Raw genomic sequence first — 23,671 nt, forward strand, 5'->3', positions numbered from 1 at the left:
ACTTTAAACAATTTAAACTTTAAATTAAAATGGCACAGTTCATAAAAATATACGAAGACAAACCTAACGAAGCAGCAATTGCGAAAGTCGTAAAAGTTTTAAAAGACGGCGGTTTAGTGATTTATCCAACCGACACTGTTTACGGTTTGGGTTGCGATATTACCAATACTAAGGCTTTGGAACGCATTGCCAAGATAAAAGGAGTGAAGTTGGACAAAGCCAATTTTTCCTTTATTTGTTATGATTTGAGTAATCTTTCAGATTATGTGAAACAGATTGACACGGCGACTTTCAAAATATTAAAAAGAGCTTTGCCTGGCCCATACACTTTTATTTTACCTGGAAATAACAATTTACCCAAAGAATTCAAGAAAAAAACCACTGTCGGTATTCGTATTCCGGATAATTCAATTGCTTTGGAAATCGTTCGACAATTAGGCAATCCTATAGTTTCCACATCCATTTATGATGAAGATGAAGTGATTGAATACACCACCGACCCGGAACTTATTTTCGAGAAATGGCAAAATTTAGTCGATATGGTTATTGATGGCGGTTATGGTGACAATCAAGCTTCTACCATTATCGATTTATCAGGTGATGAACCAATTGTAGTAAGAGAAGGTAAGGGGAGTTTAGATATTCTTTAATTTTCAGATAACAGATTTCAGATAACAGTATATAAATGAAAAACGTCCCGATTTCTCGAGACGTTTTTTTTGTTTCTGTCACCTGCAAACTGAAATCTGCTAGTAGCCTGCTTAATTTTGTTGTTTTTTCATTTCTTTTTCAACCATTTCATAAAATTGGTCAATTTTTGGTAACACAACGATACGAGTTCTTCTATTTTTTGCTCTGTTTTCAGGAGTGTCATTTGCAACCAAAGGAGTATAAGAACTTCTTCCTGCAGCAATCAATTGAGCTGGATTAACTCCCAAATCACCGGCTAAAACGCGAATGATTGAAGTAGAACGTTTTACACTTAGATCCCAGTTGTCAAGCAAAACACCATTTCCGTTGAAAGGAACGTTATCTGTATTCCCTTCCACCATACATTCAAAATCTGGTTTGTCATTCACCACTTTTGCTACTTTTGCCAAAACTGATTTTGCTTTATCGGTTACATCGTAACTACCACTTTTAAATAATAATTTATCGGCAATTTGAATAAAAACCACTCCTTTTTCAACATTTATTTCGATGTCTGGATCCGAAATTCCAACCGAAGCTTTTAAACTTGTTACAACAGCTAGAGTAACACTGTCTTTTTTAGTTAAAGCGTCTTGCATTCTGCTGATTTTTAAATCTTTTTCTTTGATAGATTCTAAGGCTTTTTCAATGTTTTCAGCTCCTTTTGTACTCAAAACAGTCATGTCTTTAGATTGGGAAATCAAAGTCTGATTGTGCTCTTTTAAGCCTTCAACAGTAGCTTTAAGACCTGCTTTTTCTTCTAAACAAGAATTCAATTTTACAGTACAAGTGTTCAATAAATCTTGGGTTTCCTTGTTTTTGGCTTCTAATGCAGCATATTGTTTCTTTGAAACACAAGAAGTCAAAAGCATAAAGAAGGATAAGGCAATTACAATTTTTTTCATAAAAGTTAAAATTTTAATTAAACATGAATTACAAAGTTAGTTTTACTATTTAGTAGTAGCAAATATATTACTAAATACTTTAATTTTCTTAATAAAGTATAGATAAACGATACTTTTAACTTTATAGTATTTATTGGATTGAAATTGGTCTCTTTTCTTATAATTATTTGAGAAAAGGCGATAAAATTCAAAATGAGCTTTTAATATAGCCAATAAATGCTTGAATTTTCCTTGCAATAGAAATTGTATTCCGGCAATTCCGTCCAAAACAAGACGAATGGAAATCACAGGAAACAATTGATTTTTGGGTAGGTTTTTTACCAGCATCAACAATGAATTTCTAAAATTCAAAAAGGTTTTCATTGAGTTTCCTTGTTGCAAAGTTGCTCCGCCAACGTGATAAACTACCGATTCCGAATTGTATTTTATTATATGTCCTTTATTGAATGCGCGCCAACACAAATCGATTTCTTCCTGATGCGCAAAAAAATCACCGTCAAAACCTTTCAGTTCCTTATAAACGGAACTCCTAATAAAAAAACAAGCTCCGGAAGCCCAAAATATTTCGCAATTGTCATCGTATTGTCCGTTGTCTTTTTCCAAAGTTTCAAAAATGCGTCCCCGGCAAAACATGTAACCATATTTGTCCGTAAAACCACCGGCAGCACCGGCATATTCGAAGTATTCTTTGTTTTTATAATCCAAGATTTTCGGTTGGATTATGGCAGTTTTAGGTTCTTTTTCGAAAGTGTTAAGGATTGGTTTTAACCAATTTTCAGTCACTTCAATATCCGAATTAACCAAAGCAAATAGCTCCGCATCAACACCTTTTAAAGCTTCATTGTACCCTTCGGCAAAGCCAAGATTGCTTTCGTTTTTGATAATTTTAACCGTTGGAAAAAAAGCTTTAATGTAGGAAATAGAATCATCTGTCGAAGCATTATCGGCAACATAAACAGTAGCTTCTTGGGAATATTGGACAATCGAAGGTAAAAACTGTTCTAACAATTTTTCACCATTCCAATTGAGGATTACTACTGCTATTTTCATTTAGATTATTTCATTTTTTGATTTGTAATCTGGCAATTCATTCATAAACTCATATTTCCTGTTCTCAAAATCCATTTGACAAAAGTAATGATTATGACCGTTGGTTACCATCATATATTCCGCTTTCAAAGTCATATTGTAGCGGGCAATTTGGTCAAAAGTGGCTTGAGCCGTTTTAATTTCTGGAGATTTGCATTCGACTAAAACAAAGATGGAACCATCTGGATTGAAAACGACAACATCGTATCTTTTTCGCAACCCATTGACATTGAGAACTTTCTCGACGTTAATTAATGATTTTGGATATTTTTTCTCTTCCAATAAAAACCGAACGACGTGCTGCCGAACCCATTCTTCGGGTGTGAGAATGATAAATTTTTTCCTGATTTCATCAAAAATTGACACTTTATTTTCGCTATTTTTGAAACGGAAAGAATAAGAAGGAAAATTAAGTTGCTGCATAAAGCAAAAGTAAGACTTTTAGCGAATAGATAAAAGAGAATAGACAAAATGGATGAAGTTTTAAAAATAGTCAAAGACATACAAACAGGCAACATTAAACCGATCTATTTTTTGATGGGTGAAGAACCCTATTATATTGACAAATTGTCCGATTATATTGAGCAAAACGTGTTGTCAGAAGATGAAAAAGGCTTTAATCAAACCGTTTTGTATGGACGTGATGTTTCTATAGAAGATGTTATTTCGACTGCTAAACGTTACCCAATGATGGCGGAACACCAAGTTGTGATTGTCAAAGAAGCGCAGGATTTGTCTAGAACGATCGACAAACTCGAAAGCTATGTTGAAAACCCATTGCAATCAACGGTTTTGGTTTTTTGTTATAAATACAAAACTTTGGACAAACGCAAAAAAATGACCAAAATGTTGGACAAAATAGGCGTGGTTTACGAAAGCAAAAAGTTATATGATAATCAAGTAGGCGACTGGATTAAACGTGTTTTATCCGGAAAAAGTTATTCGATAGAGCCTAAAGCCAATGCGATGTTGGTGGAGTTTCTTGGCACAGACTTGAGTAAAATCAATAATGAACTCGAAAAATTGCAAATCATTTTGCCAATAGGCAGCACCATAACGCCCAAACATATTGAGGAAAACATTGGTTTCAGCAAAGACTTCAATAATTTTGAATTGTTAAATGCTTTGGGCTCCAAAAACCAATTGAAAGCCTTTCAAATTGTACAGTATTTCTCTGACAATCAGAAAGCAAATCCTTTGGTCGTAACTACGAGCACGGTATTTGGTTTTTTTATCAAACTTTTGAAATACCACGGATTAAAAGATCGAAACCCAAGAAATGTTGCATCAGTTTTGGGAGTAAATCCTTTTTTCTTAAAGGATTATGATTTGGCACTCAAAAATTATCCGATGAAAAAGGTAAGCCAAATTGTTTCTTCTTTGCGCGATGTTGATGTAAAAAGTAAAGGAGTTGGCGCTAATGCTTTGTCTCAATCGGATTTATTGAGAGAAATGCTATATAAAATATTTAATTAGCATTTAAAATTTGCGATATTTGCATCTTTAAAATATAATAAGGAATAATTATGGGAATGAATAAAAATACCGTTTTAGGATGGGCTACACTATTGATGTTAGTTATGGGATTATTACTTATAGGATTAGGTGCTTTTAGATATGATGATGTTGCAGGTTGGGGATTTGCAGCAGTTGGAGTTGGGTTTTTGGCTAATGCGTGGGTATTTAGTTCTTTAAAAGGAAGATTGTAATAATTATTTAAAATATAAAAATGGCTGACGATAAAAAAGTAATTTTCTCAATGCAAAAATTGAGTAAAACCTATACAGGAGCAGATAAACCAGTACTAAAAAACATCTATTTGAGTTTCTTTTACGGTGCAAAAATTGGGATTTTAGGATTAAATGGTTCAGGAAAGTCTTCATTGTTAAGAATTATTGCTGGTGTTGATAAAAATTACCAAGGTGATGTAGTTTTTCAGCCCGGCTATACCGTGGGGTATTTAGAGCAAGATCCACAATTGGACGAAACAAAAACTGTTCTCGAAATTGTTCAAGAGGGAGTTGCCGAAACAATGGCAGTTCTAAAAGAGTATAATGATATAAACGATTTGTTTGGTCTTCCGGAAAACTATGAAGATGCGGATAAAATGGACAAGTTAATGGATCGTCAGGCTGCTTTGCAGGATAAAATTGATGCTCTAGGTGCATGGGAAATCGATACTAAGTTAGAAATTGCGATGGATGCGTTACGCACTCCGGAAGGTGATACACCCATCAAGAATTTGTCTGGTGGAGAGCGACGTCGTGTAGCCTTATGTCGTTTGTTATTGCAACAACCTGATGTTTTGCTTTTGGATGAGCCTACGAATCACCTGGATGCAGAAAGTGTACTTTGGTTAGAACAACATTTGGCACAATACGCAGGAACTGTAATTGCCGTAACTCACGACAGATATTTCTTAGACAATGTTGCAGGTTGGATTTTAGAACTCGATAGAGGAGAAGGTATTCCTTGGAAAGGAAATTATTCATCTTGGTTAGAACAAAAATCAGGTCGAATGGCATTGGAAGAAAAAGTGGCTTCTAAACGCAGAAAGACTTTGGAACGTGAGTTGGATTGGGTTCGTCAAGGTGCCAAAGGTCGCCAAACCAAACAAAAAGCGCGTTTGCAGAACTACGATAAACTCTTGAATGAAGATCAAAAACAACTGGATGAAAATCTGGAAATCTATATTCCAAATGGTCCGAGATTGGGGACAAATGTAATCGAAGCTAGAAATGTAGCGAAAGCTTTTGGTGATAAATTACTGTATGACAACTTGAATTTTAAATTGCCTCAAGCTGGAATTGTTGGAATTATTGGGCCAAATGGTGCTGGTAAATCAACTATTTTCAAAATGATTATGGGTGAAATTGAACCGGATGCCGGTGAATTTTTGATTGGTGACACCGTAAAAATTGCTTATGTGGATCAGGCACATTCTAATATTGATGTAAACAAATCCATTTGGGAAAACTTTGCCGATGGTCAGGAATTGATTATGATGGGTGGACGACAAGTGAATTCTCGTGCTTATTTGAGCCGATTCAATTTTGGGGGTGGTGAACAAAATAAGAAAGTTTCTATGCTTTCGGGTGGAGAACGAAACCGTTTGCACCTTGCTATGACTTTAAAAGAAGAAGGAAATGTATTGTTACTGGATGAACCAACGAATGATTTGGACATCAACACGCTTCGCGCTTTAGAAGAAGGATTGGAAAATTTCGCAGGTTGTGCCGTTGTGATTTCGCACGACAGATGGTTCTTGGACAGAATTTGCACCCACATTCTAGCTTTTGAAGGCAACTCCGAAGTGTATTATTTTGAAGGCGGATTTTCTGATTATGAGGAGAACAAAAAGAAGCGATTAGGCGGAGATTTAACTCCGAAACGATTGAAATATAGAAAATTGATTAGGAGTTAAATATTAAATTTCTTAAATGCAAAAACAAAAAGAGGATATCCATTTAGATATCCTCTTTTTTTATTATATACAGTTTATTTATTCTTAATCTTCGTCTTCATCATCTTCGTCTGCGACATCTTTTTCATCATCATCGTCGTCGTCGTCATCTGAATCATCTTCGTCTTTAAAGTCAGGTTTATCAAGACTATCACCATCATCAATATCATCATCTTCTTCGTCAAGGTCAAGACCTTCTTCTAATGGTTCTATTTCGGCAGCGATTTCATCATCTTCATCATAATTTTCTATTCTATCAGCAAGATTTGTGCTGATTTTTACCAAAAAAATGGTATCTTCAGTTTTAACTTCCACAGCCTCTATTAACTCGTTTTGGGCATTTCTAAAACGGATAATGTTGGAGTCGTCATAGCCATCAGGAAATTTATCTACCAAAAGGTTTAAAATTTCGTGGGTTAGTTTTGCGTAATCTACAATTACTCTTTTCATAAAATCAATCTATAGGTCTAATAAATAAGCAAAAATTAAGGGAGCCACTATAGTGGCATCCGACTCGATAATAAATTTTGGAGTTTTTATGTCCAATTTTCCCCAAGTAATTTTTTCGTTTGGCACCGCTCCGGAATAAGAGCCATAACTGGTTGTTGAATCCGAAATCTGACAGAAATAACTCCAAAAAGGTATGTCATGGATTTCCATATCCTGATATAACATTGGTACGACACAAATAGGAAAATCTCCCGCAATTCCACCACCAATTTGGAAAAAGCCAACGCCGTTTGAACTGTTTTTTGGATACCAATCAGATAAGTAAACCATATACTCAATACCGGATTTCATTGTAGATGCTTTTAAATCACCTTTTATAACATAGGAAGCAAAAATATTTCCCATCGTGCTATCTTCCCATCCCGGTACAATAATAGGTAAATTTTTCTCTGCAGCAGCATACATCCAGCTATCTTTTAAATCAATTTCGTAATATTCTTCAAGAACTCCCGAAAGTAACATTTTATACATAAACTCGTGAGGGAAATATCTTTCTCCTTTGTCATCGGCATCTTTCCATATTTTATAAATATGTTTTTGCAAACGACGAAATGCTTCATGTTCAGGTATGCAAGTATCTGTAACACGGTTCAATCCTCTTTCCAGTAAAGCCCACTCATCTTCTGGTGTTAAATCTCGATAATGTGGCACTCTTTCATAATGTGAATGTGCAACCAGATTCATTATGTCTTCTTCAAGATTTGCTCCTGTGCATGAAATAATTTGTACTTTATCCTGACGAATTATTTCTGCGAAAATTTTACCTATTTCGGCGGTGCTCATTGCACCAGCCATACTCACCATCATTTTTGCCCCGTTGGCTAATTGTTGCTCGTAAGCCTTTGCTGCATCAACTAAGGATGCTGAATTAAAATGCAAATAATGCTTTTCAATAAACTGACTGATTGGTCCTTTACTCATTTTTATTATTATTGTTTAAAGCTAATATTTGACTGTTCAAAGAAAATATATTTTTTTGAAAACTACAATGAAAACTTTTAAATTATTTTTTGTCGTAGCCTAATATTTTCAAAACCTCCTCAGCAGTTTGTTGTTCTGAGAAAATTTCGGTGGCTAGGATTCCGTTTTCATCACGATCAATTAATATGTGTTTGGGTTGAGGAATCAAACAGTGATGCAACCCTCCGTAACCGCCTATTGTTTCCTGATAGGCACCGGTATTAAAAAAACCAATGTAAAGGGGCTTTTCTTTATTGTATTTGGGCAAATAAATGGCATTCATATTTTGCTCAGAATTGTAATAATCATCACTGTCACAAGTCATTCCGCCTAGTAAAACTCTTTCGTAAGTGTCATTCCATCTGTTGATGGCTAACATGATGAAACGTCTGTTTATGGCCCAGGTATCCGGTAAGGTGGTAATAAAAGAGGAATCAATCATATCCCATTTTTCTCTGTCATTTTGTTGTTTTTGATACAGAATTTGATAGATGGCACCGCCACTTTCGCCAACAGTATAAGAACCAAATTCGGTAAAAATATTGGGTACATCCACTTCGGCTTCATCACAGGCGATCTTAATCTGATTGATAATTTCGTCAATCATATATTGGTAATCATATTCAAATGCCAAAGAGTTTTTGATTGGAAATCCTCCACCGATGTTTAATCCATCCAATGTTGGACATTCTTTTTTCAACGCAACGTACACTTTGATACATTTCACTAATTCGTTCCAATAATAGGCATTGTCATTGATACCGGTATTAATAAAAAAATGCAGCATTTTAAGCTCCAGCTTTTTATTATCCTGAATTTGCTTTTTATAAAACTGAACGATGTTCTTGTAACCAATTCCAAGACGGGAAGTATAAAATTCAAATTTTGGTTCTTCCTCGGCTGCAATACGAATTCCGATTTTGAATTTTCTTTTGATTTTATCTTGCAAAATGTCAAGTTCTTCGTAATTGTCAATAATGGGAATCGTGTTTTTATGTCCGTTATTAATTAATCGGGCAATGTTTTCGATGTATTGATCTCTTTTGAACCCGTTACAAATCACATAAGTACTTTTGTTGATTTTTCCCGAAGCCAAAAGATTTTCAACAATATTTATATCAAAAGCCGAAGAGGTTTCAATATGGATATTGTTCTTGAAAGCTTCGTTCATTACATATTCAAAATGAGAACTTTTTGTGCAATAACAATAGTAGTATTTGGCCTCATAATTGTTTTTCTCCATCGATTTACGAAACCAGTTTTTGGCTTTGTTGATGTTATTGGAAATCTGAGGTAAATAGGTAAATTTTAAGGGTGTTCCGTATTCTTCCACAAGTTTCATCAAGTCAATATTGTGAAACTCAAGGTTGTCTTTATTTAAAGTAAATTCTTCTTGAGGAAAATAGTAAGTTTGATTTATTAAGTCGAAATATTTAGTATTCATTTGATTTTTAGTATTTTAGATTATTGTATTCAAAAAATAAATTATACTAAAATTCAAACCCTAATATTGGCATAAACAATTTGAAGTTTCTCATTTTCGGCTTTCAAATAAGAAAAAAGAGTAAAACTAAAAGTATCTTTAATAGTAAAAAAGCGTCTCAATATTCTTAAAAAAGAGCTACTGTTTTCGTTTTTTATGAAACTATAATTTCGTGTGTTTTGACTTTTTTTCATTGCAGCAAATGTAAAAAAATATTGAATACCAAAGTAATCCTTTTGAGTAAAAAAATTATGATTTATAATCTTCGAAAGCCTTCAGAATTAATTCGTTTTCAACAGATTGATTAATCATTATTTTTCCAATTCCATCAATCAATGCAAACTGGATGTTTCCGTATTCATTTTTTTTGTCGTGAATCAATAATTCCAATATCGGTTCAATGTCACTTTCTTCAAAAACCACGTCATCATAAATCGTTTTTATGGTTGATTTTATTTGGTGGTATTCATCAGGAGTAATCAAACCTTTTTCTAACGAAATAAAACTTTCTAATATCATTCCTATGGCAATAGCCTCTCCATGCAACAATGATTCTTTGTTTTCATTCTCTAAAAAATAACTTTCGATGGCGTGGCCAAGGGTATGGCCAAAGTTTAATGCTTTTCGAATATTTTTTTCGGTTGGATCCTGAGTGACAATTTCATTTTTTATTTCGACAGAACGGTATATTAATTCATCAAAATCGGCGAAATCAATGGCTTTTAAATCCAGGAATTTCCCCCAATAAGTTGCGTCGTAAATTAATCCGTGCTTGAGCATTTCGGCAAGTCCAGAACGCATCTCTTTTTTAGAAAGGGTTTCTAAATATTGAGTGTCAATAAGCACCATTTTTGGAACATTGATAACACCAATCTGGTTTTTTAAATTGCCTAAATCAACACCGGTTTTTCCGCCTACTGAAGCATCAACCATAGAAAGTAAAGTGGTTGGAATATGAATGAAATCTATTCCTCTTTTAAACGTTGAAGCTACAAAACCGCCTAAATCAGTGACAACACCTCCTCCAACATTGATAATCAGACTTTTTCTGTCGGCACCAAGTTCAGTTAGAACATTCCATATTTGGACACAAGTCTCAATATTTTTATTGGGTTCACCCGCTTCAAATTCAACAATTTCTATAGTAAGATTGGTTTCCAAAAAAGGAAGAAATCTTGACAAACAAAACTCATTGGTATTGTTGTCAACAATGATAAATAGGTTCGAATATTTACTTTCGTTTAGGAACGAATTTAAGGCTTCATATCCCTTTTCGTTAAAATAAATGGGATAATTATTGGCTTGAATAGTTTGCATTTTATTTTATTGATTGAAACCGCAAAATAAGGTAATTTTTACTGAATAATATTCAAAACTCTCTTTATATTTGTGTAAAAATATAACAAAAAATGAAAAATTTATTCAATAACACACAAATTGCCTTTTCATTAAAAAGCGATACCGAACTGGATAGAGCTTATTTTCTTTTCAAATTAATTGATAATCAGCCTTTGGTTCGAATAGGAACTGCGGTGACAAATTTTGCCATAAAGGCAAATTTACCGGTCGAAGGTTTGATCCGTGCTACTGTTTTCGACCATTTTTGTGGTGGTGTTAACGAAGATGATTGCATTCCTGTAGTGGATAAAATGTTCGCCAAAGGAGTTTCCTCTGTTTTGGATTATTCTGTTGAAGGTAAGGAAGAAGAAGAACAGTTTGATGCAGTTTTAGAGAAAACCTTAAAACTGATTGATTTTGCCAAGGAAAAAACGGCAATCCCCTTTGCTGTTTTTAAACCATCTGGTTTTGGTCGTATAGATTTGTATGAGCAAGTTGGTTTAGGAAAAAAACTAACACCAGTCGAAGACGAAGAATGGAACAAAGTAGTCGCTCGTTTTGATAAAGTGTGCAAGGCATCTTACGATAACGATGTTGCATTATTAATTGATGCCGAAGAAAGCTGGATGCAAGATGCAGTCGATTCTTTGGTTGAAAAAATGATGAAGAAATACAATAAATTAAAACCAATTGTTTTTAATACTTTGCAAATGTACCGTTGGGATCGATTGGATTTCTTGAAAAAACTACACGATAAAGCAAATTCTGAAGGTTTTCACATTGGAATGAAATTAGTGCGTGGCGCTTATATGGAAAAAGAAAATGAGCGCTCCATTGAAAAGGGGTATCCAACACCTATTTGCACTTCAAAAGAAGCTACAGATGAGAATTACGATGCCGCTGTAAAATATATGGTTGACAATAAGATGGCTGTTTTTGCAGGAACCCATAATGAATTGAGTACTTATTTCTTGATGGATTTAATGGAAGAAAAAGGGATAGAATCAAATGATGAAAGAATTTGGTTTGGTCAATTATACGGAATGAGTGATAATATCAGTTTTAATTTAGCTGCAAACGGCTATAATGTTGCTAAATATTTGCCTTTCGGACCTGTAAAAGATGTTATGCCCTACTTGATTCGCCGTGCCGAAGAAAACACTTCGGTAGCGGGACAAACCAGCCGCGAATTGTCTATGATAAAAGCGGAAAGAAACAGAAGAAAAGGAAAGTAATTATTTAATGGAAAGACTGACAGGTTTATATAACCTGTCAGGTCTTTTCTTATTTATGAATGACTAAACTGCAAATTGCTCAGATTTTTATAAATGCCGTTTTCCAAAGCAATCAGTTCCTGATGCGTTCCTTGTTCTGAAATGACACCTTTGTCCAACACTAAAATCTGATCTGCACTACGAATAGTCGAAAGACGGTGTGCAATAATAATACTCGTTCTTCCTTCCATTAAGATTTCCAAGGCTTCTTGAACCAGTTTTTCACTTTCACTGTCTAATGATGATGTGGCTTCGTCCAATATTAAAATACTTGGGTTTTTGAGCAAGGCTCTCGCAATGGCAACACGTTGTCTTTGTCCTCCAGAAAGTTTAACACCGCGTTCGCCAACGACAGTTTCAAATTTTTCCGGAAAACTTTCAATAAAACTCAAAGCATTGGCTTGTTTTGAGGCTAAAATAATTTCTTCATCTGTGGCGTCTGGTTTTCCGTAAGCAATATTTTCTTTGATGGTTCCTCCAAAAAGAATCACATCTTGAGGTACAATACTCATATTCCCGCGAAGATTTTCTAAATCATAATCGTAAATGTTTTTGCCGTCTATCAATATTTCGCCACTGTCAATATCATAAAAGCGCAACAATAAGGAGGCAATTGTGGATTTTCCAACACCGCTTGGTCCCACAATGGCTATTTTTTGGCCAAAGTTAGCCGTAAAATTTACGCCTTTCAACACTTTCATTTCTTTTCTGGAAGGGTAGGTGAACCCCACATTTTTAAAAGTAACATTGCCTTGTATCTTTTGAACGGAATGCAAAATTTGGGTAGAGTTAATTTTTTCAGGAGTTTCATCCAATAATTCAAAAACGCGTTCAGTGGCTCCAACGGCTTTTTGAATCTGGGCATAAAGCTCGGCAATTCCGCCAAAAGAAGCACCAACAAATGTGGAATACAAAACAAAGGAAATTAATTGTCCCACGCTCATTTCGCCGCTGATGCTCAATCTCACGCCAAACCAAACCACAGCAACGATAGCGCCAAATAAACAGAAAATAATGAAGGAAGCAAAGTAACCTCTGTATTTTCCGCCTTTGATGGCCAGTTTCACCACTTCGTTTATTTTTCCTTTATAGCGGGCAATTTCATACCATTCATTGGCGAAAGCCTTCACAATACTGATTCCTTGCATTGTTTCTTCAACAATAACTTGACTTTCGGCAACCTGATCTTGTACTTTTTTGGAGTATTTCCGAATGAATCTTCCAAAAATAACTGCAGCAACAGCAACAAGTGGAACAACGGAAAGCATTAATAAGGTTAGTTTAATGCTCTCAGTGGCCAATAAAATTACGCCACCAATGATTAAAATGAATTGACGCAAAAATTCAGCGATAGTAGTGGTTAATGTGTCTTGAATTTGCGTGATATCAGAACTGATGCGGCTGTTTAATTCTCCAACTCGTTTATGCGAAAAAAAAGACATTGGCAGTTTTACCAAATTGCTGTATAACGAAAGGCGAAGATTGGCGAGGGTGTGTTCCGTAAAATTCACGAATAAGGATACTCTGAAAAAAGAAAAAATGGATTGCAAAAATAATATTCCAATCAGTAATAAAGCGATTTTGTTGACTTGGGAATAACTTTTATCCTTGACACAGTCAACCAACATTCCCATTAATTTTGGAAAAGCTACTATACTGATTCAATGCTAAAAAATAAGTTGTATTTCATTTTGGATAAAAATTAAATTTTTTTGATTTTTGTTTGTGAATTCAATATCTACTATATATATTTGCACCCACAATTAGGGCGATTAGCTCAGCTGGTTCAGAGCACCTCGTTTACACCGAGGGGGTCGGGGGTTCGAACCCCTCATCGCCCACAAGTTACCTAAAACCTCAAGTTTATTTCTTGAGGTTTTTTTTATAGCTTTTTTTTAGTAAATAATTTAAATAGTTGGACTCATTTAAAAGTAAACTTTTAAAAAAAATAAACTATAGAACTTTGGACTTCTTTTAACAATTTTCTATGTTTCATATGTTCATCAAGAAACCGATAAGATTTTCTTTCTTATTGAGTTCCAGTTTTTTTCTTAATCTGTAACGCGCTAATTCTACTCCGCCTATAGAAATGTTCATAATCTCGGCAATTTCTTTAGTAGACATGTTCATCAATAAATAGGTTGATAAATCTAATTCACGAGGAGAGATTGTTGGGCATTTTTCTTTTAATCTTTTTAGAAAATCAAAATGAACATTCTTAATGTGTTTTTCTAAATCCTTCCAACTTTGATCTGAATTTACCTCTTTTATGATACTTTTATTTAATTTGGTAAATTGAAATTTTGCAGATTCATCAAATGATTTAATATCTATATCCTTTAGCTTGTGAATAATCCCATTTAGAATTTTATTCTTTTTTGCTACTTGTAATGAGTTGTTTACCAATTCTTTGTCTTTTGCTAAAATTTTAATTTGTAGTTTGTCATTTTTTAATTTTTCAATTTCTTTTTCTAAGTCAAATTGTTCCTGTCGTATTTTTGATTCTTTTTCTAAATATAGTCTTCTTTGCTCAACAGTTTCATAGTATTTATTTTTCATTATTTTTATTTTTATTCTTTTTCGGATATAAAATATAATGATGGCTATACAAATAATATACAAAATGTAAGCTAAGAAATGTCTGTACCACGGAGGCAAAATGGTAAAAAGAACAATCGTTTCGTCAGATTGTATCCCATAGCTGTTTTCTACTCTTACTTTCATTTTGTAATTGCCTTCTCTTAAATTTGTATACTCTTTTATTGATGCTGGAGTCCATTTGCTCCATTTGTCTTCAAAACCCTCTAATTGATAGGAGAATTTAATGTTCTCAATATTCTCATAGGTTGGCGAGGAAAAGGTGAAAGTAACATAATTTGATTTATAAGGAATTTTAAATTTTTCAAGCTTAGTTTTTCCATTTCCAAATAGTATTGTATCACCTAAAAACGAAAAACTTCTTATAAAAGCTTTAGGTTTAGTTACGAAACTATTAGATGATTTTGAATCATAATGGACTAATCCATCAGTAAGACCAATAAAGATGTTTTCAGGATCAATAGTATTTATGGACAATTTATTATAAACTAAATTTTGAGTTAAATTTAAAAACGGAGCTTCAATATTTGTATAATCTCCTGTGTTGTTTTTCATTAAAACACAAAGAGATTCTTTGATGACATACCATATATTGCCATAGCTATCCTCATAAATAGAACTGATTTTAGGAATGTTTTTGAATAAATTACTAATTATATTGTCTTTGTAAAACACATTTTTTTCCTGTGAATATTTATAGAAATGATTATTCGTTTGGAAATAAATATTGTTTCTAATGCGTTGTATGCTTTCAATTCCTTTATCTGAAGCAGAAATGTTTTCGTATGTTTCAACAGATTTAAATGTTTTAAAATCATCATTTAGTATGATTTTATAAATAACATCATCTTTTTTAACCCAAATATTTTCATTATCAATTTCATAATCTCCTACTGATTTAGAAAACCCTTTAATTTGATTTGAAAATCTCCATCCTTCTGGCTTTTTTTCAAATAGCGAGAAACCATTGTAATTAGATCCAATCATATAATTCGGATGATTTGGAACTTTCTTAAAACTCCAATACCCCATAACATTATCCAAAGTTTTGATGGATTTACCTCCTGTGATTAATAAAGCACCTCTATTGTGCGCACATAATAACTGGTCATCAATTACTTGAATATTCCATGCTTGCCCGGTGGTTCCTTCAACTAATGTAAAAGCCCCTTCTTTGAATGGCTTATCCCATGAATGATAAAAAACGCCTTGATTTGTAGCTACATAAAGATTTCCTTTATGAATAACAGTTGCATAAACCGTACTCAAATCATAACTATAACCAAAATATGAGAAGGGTGAATTGATATTTATGAATGAAATTCCATTATCAAGACCTAGCCATAGATTTTTTTTGTTGTCAACAAAAGAGGTAAGCACAGTATTGTTTTGAAGACCTTTTTTTTGATTAATATGCTGAATTATCCGCCCTGTTTTATCACAAATAATAATTCCGTTTAAAACTGAATTAAGTACTATATAATTGTTCATGATGGAAATACCTCCTAAACAGCTGTTTTTCTTAATAAAATTGTTTGCCTCGGTGTTCCATGAAGTTATTTTGTTATTTTCATATATGAATAAACCTTTATCAAGAGTGGCAACAAGAATCTTTTTTTCTGTCAATGCAAACATTCCCCATACCTCAGTGTTATTTAAAATAGTTGTGCCAGAAAGTGAGATTAGTTTTCCTTTTCGGTACTCCATCAAACCTATGGATATATCTTGGAAATAAAATCTATTGCCTACCTGAAAAGAAAACTGAAATCGTGAAAAGGGTTTGAGTATTTGGAGTGTATTGTTTTTAAACACAAAAATACTTTGAAAAGATTGAAAAATTACTTCATCATTATTAATGTGTATTTTCCAGACAATGTCAAATGCTGCCTTTTGTTTATTTAGAAATTTAGATAATGAATAATAGACAAGTATTCCTTTTGGATTGGATTTAAAATATCCAAACTCATTATAGCCTCCGACAAAAATTTTCCCTGTATCTTCAATTTTTACACATCTAATCACAGAATTATTTGGCAAAGTATATTTGTGCCAAGAAGAACCATCAAATTGAAAAAGACCATGATTATTAGCAAAATAGAGATTTCCATTTTTATCTTGGTCAATATTCCAGTTTTGTGTACCTCCTTTGTAATCGGTTCTTTTATAATTTCTAATTTCTGGAAGTCCAATGCTTTTTACCTGACAATGTAAGAGAGTTGTAAATGATATAATTAAAAAAAGCATTCCGAAGCGGTTTGTAAAATGCATAATTGAATTTTAAAATATAGTTTGATAATAATTATAGTACAAAGATTTTTTTTCAAATATAATGATTATATAGTAATCATAAATCTTCAGAAAATTACTAAAAATTGTGATTTGTTTGAATTTTTAAAATTGTAGTGTTATTTTTTTTTAAATATAATGTTAAATTTATTTTTAATATGCTTAATATTAGATTTTTAAAATTTATTTGATTGGTTTTTGTAGTATTACAAAACTAACTTTGATGTGTTTTTGTATACTTTAAAAAAAAATATTTTTAATAAAATGTTAAAAAATACGATTACTTTTATACCAAATTACTAATTAATTAACCAAAATTTTAGAAAAATGAAATTAACAAAATCACTTATTTTTTGTTTTTTATCTGTTCTATTCTCAGTTTATGGGCAAGCACAAGATGTTTCCATAAAAGGAAAAGTAATAGATGATAGCGGATTACCCATTCCGGGAGTAACCATTTTAATTAAGGGGACTACTAGGGCAACATCTTCGGATATTGATGGGAATTATCAAATAAAGGCTGCTTCAAGTGGTACTTTAGTATTTAGTTATGTGGGTTATACTTCAATTCAGGAATCCATTAAAGGCAGAACTGGTATTGATGTAAAACTAAGCCCCGAGTCACAATCCTTACAAGAAGTTGTAGTTGTAGGATATGGAACTCAAAAGAAGAGTGTTACAACTGGAGCTATTTCCAGTGTTAAGGCAAAAGATCTTGAAAAAATCCCTAACAATGGTCGCATCGAGAATGCATTGCAAGGGAGAGTTTCTGGAGTTTCTGTCTTTGCAAATGCTGGGCAACCTGGTTCTTCCTCAACAATTAGAGTTAGAGGAATAACCACTTTTGATGGTCAAGGCGGGAATAACCCTCTTTGGGTTGTAGATGGCGTTGTAGTTGACAACGGTGGAATTGGCTATGTTAATCAGTCTGATATAGAATCTATAGAGGTGCTTAAAGATGCCGCATCTCAAGCAATTTACGGTACTCGCGGTGCTTCGGGTGTAATTTTGGTTACAACAAAAAAGGGAAAAGAAGGTAAAATTTCTGTAAGCTATAATGGTTTTTATGGTGTATCTAGTCCAGAAAACACTTTGAAATTGTTAAACGCTACACAATACGGAGCGATTATCAACGAAAAAGCTATTGCCGCAGGTAAACCTGTAGTATATCCAAATTTATCTGCTTTAGGAGTCGGTACTGATTGGCAAAAAGTAATCTTCAACACTAGGGCTGCACGTTTTAATCACGAAGTTGGAATAAGTGGGGGTAATAATGTTTCTACATTTTATGCTTCATTTGGTATTCTAGATCAAGAGGGTATTGTTACTACTGAAATCTCAAACTATAACAAAAAGAATATTCGTTTAAATTCAAATCATATTCTTTCTAAATACGTTACTGTTGGACAAACTCTTGGTTTTGCGCATACAGAATCAATTGGGATAGGAAACACAAACAGTGAATTTGGAGGGCCATTGAATTCTGCTATAAATTTGGATCCTATTACCCCAATAATAGAGACAGATCCAACTAAAGCAAATAATTTGACTTTATATCCTGTTAATTCTATCAGGGATGCCAATGGAAACCCTTATGGTATTTCTAGTGTTGTTACAGGTGAACCTACAAATCCACTTGCCTATACTCAAACAAGATTAGGTAATAAGGGTATATCCGATGATTTTGTAGGAAATGCTTTTATCGAAGTCTCTCCTATAAAAAATTTAAAAATAAAAACAGCTATTGGTTCTAAATTATCCTATTATGGTAACGAGTCTTTTACACCTGTTTCTTATTTAAATGGATCAAACATAACTGCTCAAAATAGACTGTCAAGAGATAGAAATAAAGGATTCGCTTGGAATATTGAAAATACAGCTACTTATGTAAAAAAAATCAAGGAGCATGATTTCTCATTATTAATTGGTCAAGGGACTTATATAGATAACATAGTGAGCGGCTTAAGTATTTCTGTAGCAGGAATTCCTGCAGCAAACTATCATGACGCTTCATTCAATTTTGGATCAACACCAGATCAAAGATCATCAAGTGCATATACAGGCCAAGAGCATAGAGTAACATCATTATTCTCAAGGTTTAATTACAACTATAATGAAAAATACCTTCTTACAGGTGTGATTAGACGTGATGGGTCGTCAAGATTTGGAGCAAACAACAAATATGGTATTTTCCCCTCTTTTTCTGCAGGATGGGTGGTTTCTAAAGAAAGTTTTTGGAAAGTCAACAACATAATTAATACATTAAAAATAAGAGGTGGTTATGGAATTGTAGGAAATGATGCTATTGGAGATAATAAATTTTTAGCTCTTATTGGAAGCAACAGAAATTTTACTTACGGTCCTAATGGTACTATTTTTATTGGAAATAGCCCTGATGCACCAGCAAACCCAGATTTAAAATGGGAAGAAACTACACAATCGAATATTGCTTTAGAAACAAGACTTTTCAGTTCTGTAAATTTCACAATCGAAGCCTTTGATAAGAAAACAAATGGGATATTACAAAATGTTACACTACCTGGTTTTCTTGGAGCGACTGGAGATCCTTCTGCAAACGTTGCAAACTTAAGCAATAAAGGAATTGAAATTGAATTGGGTTACCGCAAAAAAATAGGTGAAGTAAACTTCTCAATAAACGCAAATGGATCTTTTATAGAAAATAGAGTTACTTTCTTGGGTACTGGTAAAGAATTTATTACAGATCAAAACGCAAGTGTTCACAATTTGGGAGCTGTTACTAGAACACAAGTAGGACAGTCATTCAGTTCATTTTATGGTGCACAAACAAATGGAATTTTTCAAACAGTGGCAGAAGTTAACGCCTATAAAAATTCAGCTGGTGGTTTAATACAACCTAATGCTGTTCCTGGAGATTTTCGTTATGTTGATATTGATGGGAATGGACTTTATGAAAGTACAAAGGATAAAAAATTCCTTGGAACTCCACTACCAAAATATACTTTTGGAATGTCATTGAATGCAGATTACAAAGGATTTGATTTATTAATAAATATGCAAGGTGCTGCTGGCAACAAAATATTTGATGCAACACGTAGGTTAGATGCAGGTGTTACCAATTATCAAACTTCTGTTTTAAGTCGCTGGACAGCTCCAGGTACTTCTAATACATACCCTAGAGTAACAGATAATGATTCGAACGGTAATTTTAGTACACCTTCAGATTTCTTTTTACAAAAAGGAGATTACTTACGTTTCAAAGTCGTTCAAATAGGTTATTCTTTACCAAAAGAAGTAATAAGTAAGATTGGCATACAAAAAATTAGACTTTTTATAACAGGTGAAAATTTACTGACACTAACAAAATATACTGGTTTTGACCCAGAAATTGGTGGCGATATTTCCGGGATAGATAGAGGTTATTACCCTCAAGCCAGATCATTTCAGTTTGGAGGCACTCTACAATTTTAACTAATTTTTCAATAAAAAACAAGAATTATGAAAACAATAAAAATGAGGTACTTACTTGCTATAATAGTAATGGCAATAACAACGGTCTCATGCACCAAAGAGTTTTTGGACGTGGAGCCAAAAGGAACAGATCTAGAATCCAACTATTATAAAGATGAGAATGAAGCTTTCGCAGCATTGGTAGCAGTTTATGATAAAGTACAGAAAAATTCTGGCGGTTTTGAAAATATGATAGCCATGATGAATGCAGGATCTGATGATTTTTATGCTGGTGGTGGTGATGCTGGCGATGGTGCTGGAATCCAAGGATTTTCTAATTATACAATAAATGCTGTAACTATCCCTAGAAGTTTTTGGAACGATCATTATCAGGGGATTTACAGAGCTAATGTTTTATTGCAAAAACTACCTGGAATTCCTATGGATGCAACATTAAAAGCAAGATTTACAGCTGAATCTAAAGCTTTGCGAGCATTGTATTACTTTAATTTAGTGAGAATGTTTAAAAATGTCCCTTTAATTTTAACCCCATTAGGTCCAGCTGATATTAGTTCAGTTACTCAAGCCAATCCAACAGCCGTTTATGCTCAAATTGAGAAAGACCTTGTTGAAGCAGTAGCGGTTTTACCTAGCACAGTAGTTTCGGCTGAATTGGGTCGTTTAACAAAAGGTGGAGCTCAAGCCTTGTTAGGAAAAGTTTATTTGTATGATAATAAAAATGCTTTGGCAGCTACAGAATTAGCAGTTGTAAATGGTACACCTGGAGGAACAAGTATTTATGGTTATAAATTGTTAACTAACTTTAAAGACCTTTGGATTGTTGCCAATAAATTCAATTCAGAATCAATTATTGAAGAAAATCATTCTAGTTTTGGAAAAACAGGTTTTGGAAACTGGGGTTCTGGAAGCGACGAAGGAAACACATTGAATCAATTAGTTGGTCCACGTGGGTATGTTAAAAAAACTGCAGCAGCACCAGATTTAGCTGGTGGATGGAGTTTTAATACTGTTACTCAAAAATTCTATGATGTAATAAAAAACGACCCTCGTTTTTCAGCAACAGTGTTGGATTTAGCCGCATTAAAAGCTTCAGGTGATGCCGATTGGGCTCCAGCAAATAAAGATACAGGCTATTTTCTTAATAAATTTATGCCAAGGGTAGCTGATAAGGCACCATCAGGTGGAGATCAAATATTAAATTATGCTCAAAACACCTACATCATTAGATTAGCAGACACCTATCTTATGGAAGCTGAGGCATTAGGAGGTAGTGGAACTAGAGCTCAAGCCTTACTTGATGCTGTTAGAGCGAGAGTTGGTTTAGCATCTATTCCAGTTTCTTTAACTGCAATTGCCAATGAACGTAGAATTGAATTAGCTGGAGAAGGTCACCGTTGGTTCGATTTAGTTAGAACAGGGAAAGCTGTTACTGCTCTAGCAGACAGAGGATTTGTGGCTGGTAAAAGCGAAATTTTTCCAATTCCATTAATAGAATTAGAAAATACTCAAATAAAACAAAATCCAGGGTATAATTAATAAATAATGAAAAATATGAAAAACATAAAATTAGTTTTCAGCTTTGTATTGCTACTGGCTGTAACAATAAGTTGTACTCAACAAATAGATGGTATCGACGGCGATACTTCTTTTGTAAATTCTGCCGCTTCAGGGAATGTTGCCAAGATTTTTGACATAAGTACTGATAATTCTGGAAATGTAAAAATTACTCCTACAGGAGATGGAGTAACATCATTTGCAGTAAATTATGGTCAAGGAACTGGAGCTTCCGCATCTGCTGTGGTTTTACCTGGCGGAAGCGCTACACATTCTTATCCAGAAGGATCTTACACCGTTTCTATACTTTCGACTGATATTGCAGGACATCAAACAACTGCTACTTTTCCGTTAGTAGTTACTTACAGAGCGCCAGAAAATGTTACTATTGCAACTTCTGGTGAAATGAAAGTGAGTGCAACTGCCTTATATGCTAAATCATTTTTGGTATATTATGGAGATGTAGCAAATGAAGTGGGCACGCCATTGGCTATTGGTCAAGAATTGCCTGCGCATACATATTCTGCTGCTGGAGCAAGTCCATTTGTTCTTAAAGTAGTCGCATTGAGTGGTGGCGTTGCAAAAACGGAAGCAACTAAAACATTATTTGACTTACCTATTGATTTTGAAACTGGAGATGTAGACTTTTTTGGAACATTTGATGATTGGGGTCAACAGTTGTTTTCTACAGTTGACAATCCTAGCAAAACAGGATTAGATACAAGCTTAAAAGTTGGAATGTATACTAATGGTCATGCTCCTTGGAGTGGAACTTACAGTCCTTTAAATATTCCTATCAATTTTGCTTACGGAAAAAAAATAAAAGTTATGGTTTACAATCCAAGTGCTGCCAATATTGGTAAAAAATTAAATGTTGAATTAGAAGCGGCTATTGGTGGATTACCTTCGAATGGGGTTGCTATTGTAAAGATGCCATTAACAACATCTGGTGCTTGGGAAGAAATAACTTTCGATTTTAGCTCTATTTCAGGCATACCTGCTGGAGCCAAATTTGGTCAGCTTGTGTTACGTTTTAACGATTCACAAAATGGAACTCAAGAAGTTTTCTATGTAGATAACTTCAGACAAACTAATTAATATTAAATATATGAAAACAAATATAAAATACATTTTTGGTGTTTTCTTCCTGTTGCTTTTTGTAGTTACAAGTTGTACACAAGACACCTTCTCTTTAGGAGATTTAACTGCCCCTAATAACTTGATTATTAATACGGTAATTGTTGGCAAAGACGCTACCCATCCTAATGGAGATGGTTCAGGGAAAGTAAATATTTCAGTAACTGGGAACAATATTCTAGGAAGTAAAATTGATTATGATGCTAATGATGCAGTTGATTGGGTTTTTCTGACTGGCAATTCAGGCTCCAAAACTTTTAATGCTGCAACAGGGGTGAATACATATAGAGTAACAGTCGTTGCTTCTGGGGCAGGAGGAACTTCAACTAACCTTACAAAGGATATTACTGTACGATATGATTTTACTCCAGATGCAGCTATTGTTACTAATTTAACGAACAATTCTTCAAAAACGTGGATTGTTGATAAGAGTGTGCCAGCTCATTTTGGAGTAGATGATTGGAATCAAACTAGAACATCCGGTTGGTGGTGGTCTGCTCCTATAGATGCTAAGGTTACTGAAGCACCTTGTTTTTATACGGCTACATTTAAGTTTGCTAAAGTGGTAGAATCTGGCACCTATTCATTAACAGTTACTACTCCTGATGGCGCTTTTACAAAGACTGGTGCTTTAGCTGGGGGGCTTCCTGGAATTCCAGCTTCTGGAGCTGAGGGTTGTTACCCATATGCAGGTGGAACTTCAAGTTTCCTTTTTTCTACTTCTTCAAGTGCAATTCCAACCTCTTTTCCATCAACTAAAACAAGTATTAATTTAGCAGGTGTTAATACTTTCATAGGTTATGGTGCAACACAAAAAGAATACGAAATTTTGGAAATAACTCCTACATACATGTTCCTTAGAGTACGAGGAACCGAAACTGGAAACGCATGGTATTTAAAATTAAAACCAGCACCATAAGTTTTTTTTTTAAAT

Annotated in this window: 17 protein-coding genes, 1 tRNA gene and 1 pseudogene; 10 read left to right on the forward strand and 9 right to left on the reverse strand. The window is 33.9% G+C overall.

Annotation, left to right across the window (positions count from 1 at the left end):
* Positions 1-29 precede the first annotated feature (29 nt).
* A complete protein-coding gene (locus IR213_RS08225; RefSeq protein WP_194311830.1) occupies positions 30-650 on the forward strand; it encodes an L-threonylcarbamoyladenylate synthase in 621 nt (206 codons plus the stop codon).
* A 111-nt stretch (positions 651-761) separates the two neighbouring features.
* Here the strand turns inward: IR213_RS08225 and IR213_RS08230 are convergent, their stop codons facing one another.
* The 3 genes from IR213_RS08230 to IR213_RS08240 are packed head-to-tail and all read right to left on the reverse strand — an operon-like array spanning position 762 to position 3,107.
* Positions 762-1,595 carry an OmpA/MotB family protein gene (locus IR213_RS08230; RefSeq protein ID WP_194311831.1) on the reverse strand — a complete coding sequence of 278 codons (834 nt, stop codon included), beginning with the start codon at positions 1,593-1,595 and terminating at the stop codon, positions 762-764.
* Between the two features lie 45 nt (positions 1,596-1,640).
* Complete coding sequence (locus IR213_RS08235) at positions 1,641-2,645, reverse strand: glycosyltransferase family 2 protein (protein WP_194311832.1); 1,005 nt, start codon at positions 2,643-2,645, stop codon at positions 1,641-1,643.
* Positions 2,646-3,107 carry a type I restriction enzyme HsdR N-terminal domain-containing protein gene (locus IR213_RS08240; RefSeq protein WP_194311833.1) on the reverse strand — a complete coding sequence of 154 codons (462 nt, stop codon included), beginning with the start codon at positions 3,105-3,107 and terminating at the stop codon, positions 2,646-2,648.
* 48 nt (positions 3,108-3,155) lie between these two features.
* On the opposite strand from IR213_RS08240, the gene holA reads away from it, so the two are divergent.
* Genes holA through ettA form a run of 3 tightly spaced genes read left to right on the forward strand, consistent with a single transcriptional unit; the run spans position 3,156 to position 6,108 of the window.
* Entirely contained in the window at positions 3,156-4,160 is a 1,005-nt protein-coding gene (holA, locus tag IR213_RS08245) for a DNA polymerase III subunit delta (protein ID WP_194311834.1), read from the forward strand.
* A 50-nt stretch (positions 4,161-4,210) separates the two neighbouring features.
* Positions 4,211-4,393 carry a CAL67264 family membrane protein gene (locus tag IR213_RS08250; protein WP_194311835.1) on the forward strand — a complete coding sequence of 61 codons (183 nt, stop codon included), beginning with the start codon at positions 4,211-4,213 and terminating at the stop codon, positions 4,391-4,393.
* 20 nt (positions 4,394-4,413) lie between these two features.
* Positions 4,414-6,108 (forward strand): energy-dependent translational throttle protein EttA, encoded by a 1,695-nt coding sequence (ettA, locus tag IR213_RS08255; RefSeq protein WP_194311836.1) that lies wholly within the window; start codon positions 4,414-4,416, stop codon positions 6,106-6,108.
* A gap of 84 nt (positions 6,109-6,192) precedes the next feature.
* Here the strand turns inward: ettA and IR213_RS08260 are convergent, their stop codons facing one another.
* The 4 genes from IR213_RS08260 to aroB all read right to left on the reverse strand — a co-directional run bounded on the left by IR213_RS08260 (position 6,193) and on the right by aroB (position 10,417).
* Positions 6,193-6,597 (reverse strand): DNA primase, encoded by a 405-nt coding sequence (locus tag IR213_RS08260; protein WP_194311837.1) that lies wholly within the window; start codon positions 6,595-6,597, stop codon positions 6,193-6,195.
* Between the two features lie 9 nt (positions 6,598-6,606).
* Entirely contained in the window at positions 6,607-7,578 is a 972-nt protein-coding gene (locus tag IR213_RS08265; RefSeq protein WP_194311838.1) for a deoxyhypusine synthase family protein, read from the reverse strand.
* A gap of 82 nt (positions 7,579-7,660) precedes the next feature.
* A complete protein-coding gene (locus IR213_RS08270) occupies positions 7,661-9,061 on the reverse strand; it encodes a type III PLP-dependent enzyme domain-containing protein (RefSeq protein WP_194311839.1) in 1,401 nt (466 codons plus the stop codon).
* 288 nt (positions 9,062-9,349) lie between these two features.
* Positions 9,350-10,417, reverse strand: coding sequence for a 3-dehydroquinate synthase (aroB, locus tag IR213_RS08275; protein ID WP_194311840.1), 1,068 nt, complete (start codon positions 10,415-10,417; stop codon positions 9,350-9,352).
* Positions 10,418-10,509: 92 nt separating this feature from the next.
* Between aroB and IR213_RS08280 the strand changes: the two genes are divergently transcribed.
* On the forward strand, positions 10,510-11,673 hold the full coding sequence (locus IR213_RS08280; RefSeq protein WP_194311841.1) for a proline dehydrogenase family protein: 1,164 nt from the start codon (positions 10,510-10,512) through the stop codon (positions 11,671-11,673).
* 53 nt (positions 11,674-11,726) lie between these two features.
* Here IR213_RS08280 and IR213_RS08285 read toward each other — a convergent pair.
* Positions 11,727-13,364 (reverse strand): annotated as a pseudogene (locus IR213_RS08285) (ABC transporter ATP-binding protein); the annotation flags it as partial.
* Between the two features lie 114 nt (positions 13,365-13,478).
* Here IR213_RS08285 and IR213_RS08290 point away from each other — a divergent pair.
* Positions 13,479-13,553, forward strand: a tRNA-Val gene (locus tag IR213_RS08290).
* 151 nt (positions 13,554-13,704) lie between these two features.
* Here IR213_RS08290 and IR213_RS08295 read toward each other — a convergent pair.
* Entirely contained in the window at positions 13,705-16,578 is a 2,874-nt protein-coding gene (locus IR213_RS08295; RefSeq protein WP_194311842.1) for a helix-turn-helix and ligand-binding sensor domain-containing protein, read from the reverse strand.
* Between the two features lie 345 nt (positions 16,579-16,923).
* Between IR213_RS08295 and IR213_RS08300 the strand changes: the two genes are divergently transcribed.
* Genes IR213_RS08300 through IR213_RS08315 form a run of 4 tightly spaced genes read left to right on the forward strand, consistent with a single transcriptional unit; the run spans position 16,924 to position 23,656 of the window.
* Entirely contained in the window at positions 16,924-20,046 is a 3,123-nt protein-coding gene (locus IR213_RS08300) for a SusC/RagA family TonB-linked outer membrane protein (protein WP_194311843.1), read from the forward strand.
* 27 nt (positions 20,047-20,073) lie between these two features.
* Positions 20,074-21,582: a RagB/SusD family nutrient uptake outer membrane protein gene (locus tag IR213_RS08305; protein ID WP_194311844.1), complete on the forward strand. Its 1,509-nt coding sequence runs from the start codon at positions 20,074-20,076 to the stop codon at positions 21,580-21,582.
* Between the two features lie 15 nt (positions 21,583-21,597).
* On the forward strand, positions 21,598-22,698 hold the full coding sequence (locus IR213_RS08310) for a hypothetical protein (RefSeq protein WP_194311845.1): 1,101 nt from the start codon (positions 21,598-21,600) through the stop codon (positions 22,696-22,698).
* A 10-nt stretch (positions 22,699-22,708) separates the two neighbouring features.
* Positions 22,709-23,656, forward strand: a complete 948-nt coding sequence (locus IR213_RS08315; protein WP_194311846.1) for a hypothetical protein — start codon at positions 22,709-22,711, stop codon at positions 23,654-23,656.
* The last annotated feature ends 15 nt before the right edge of the window (positions 23,657-23,671 follow it).

It is taken from the genome of Flavobacterium soyangense (assembly GCF_015277675.1).
In the GTDB taxonomy this organism is placed as follows: domain Bacteria; phylum Bacteroidota; class Bacteroidia; order Flavobacteriales; family Flavobacteriaceae; genus Flavobacterium; species Flavobacterium soyangense.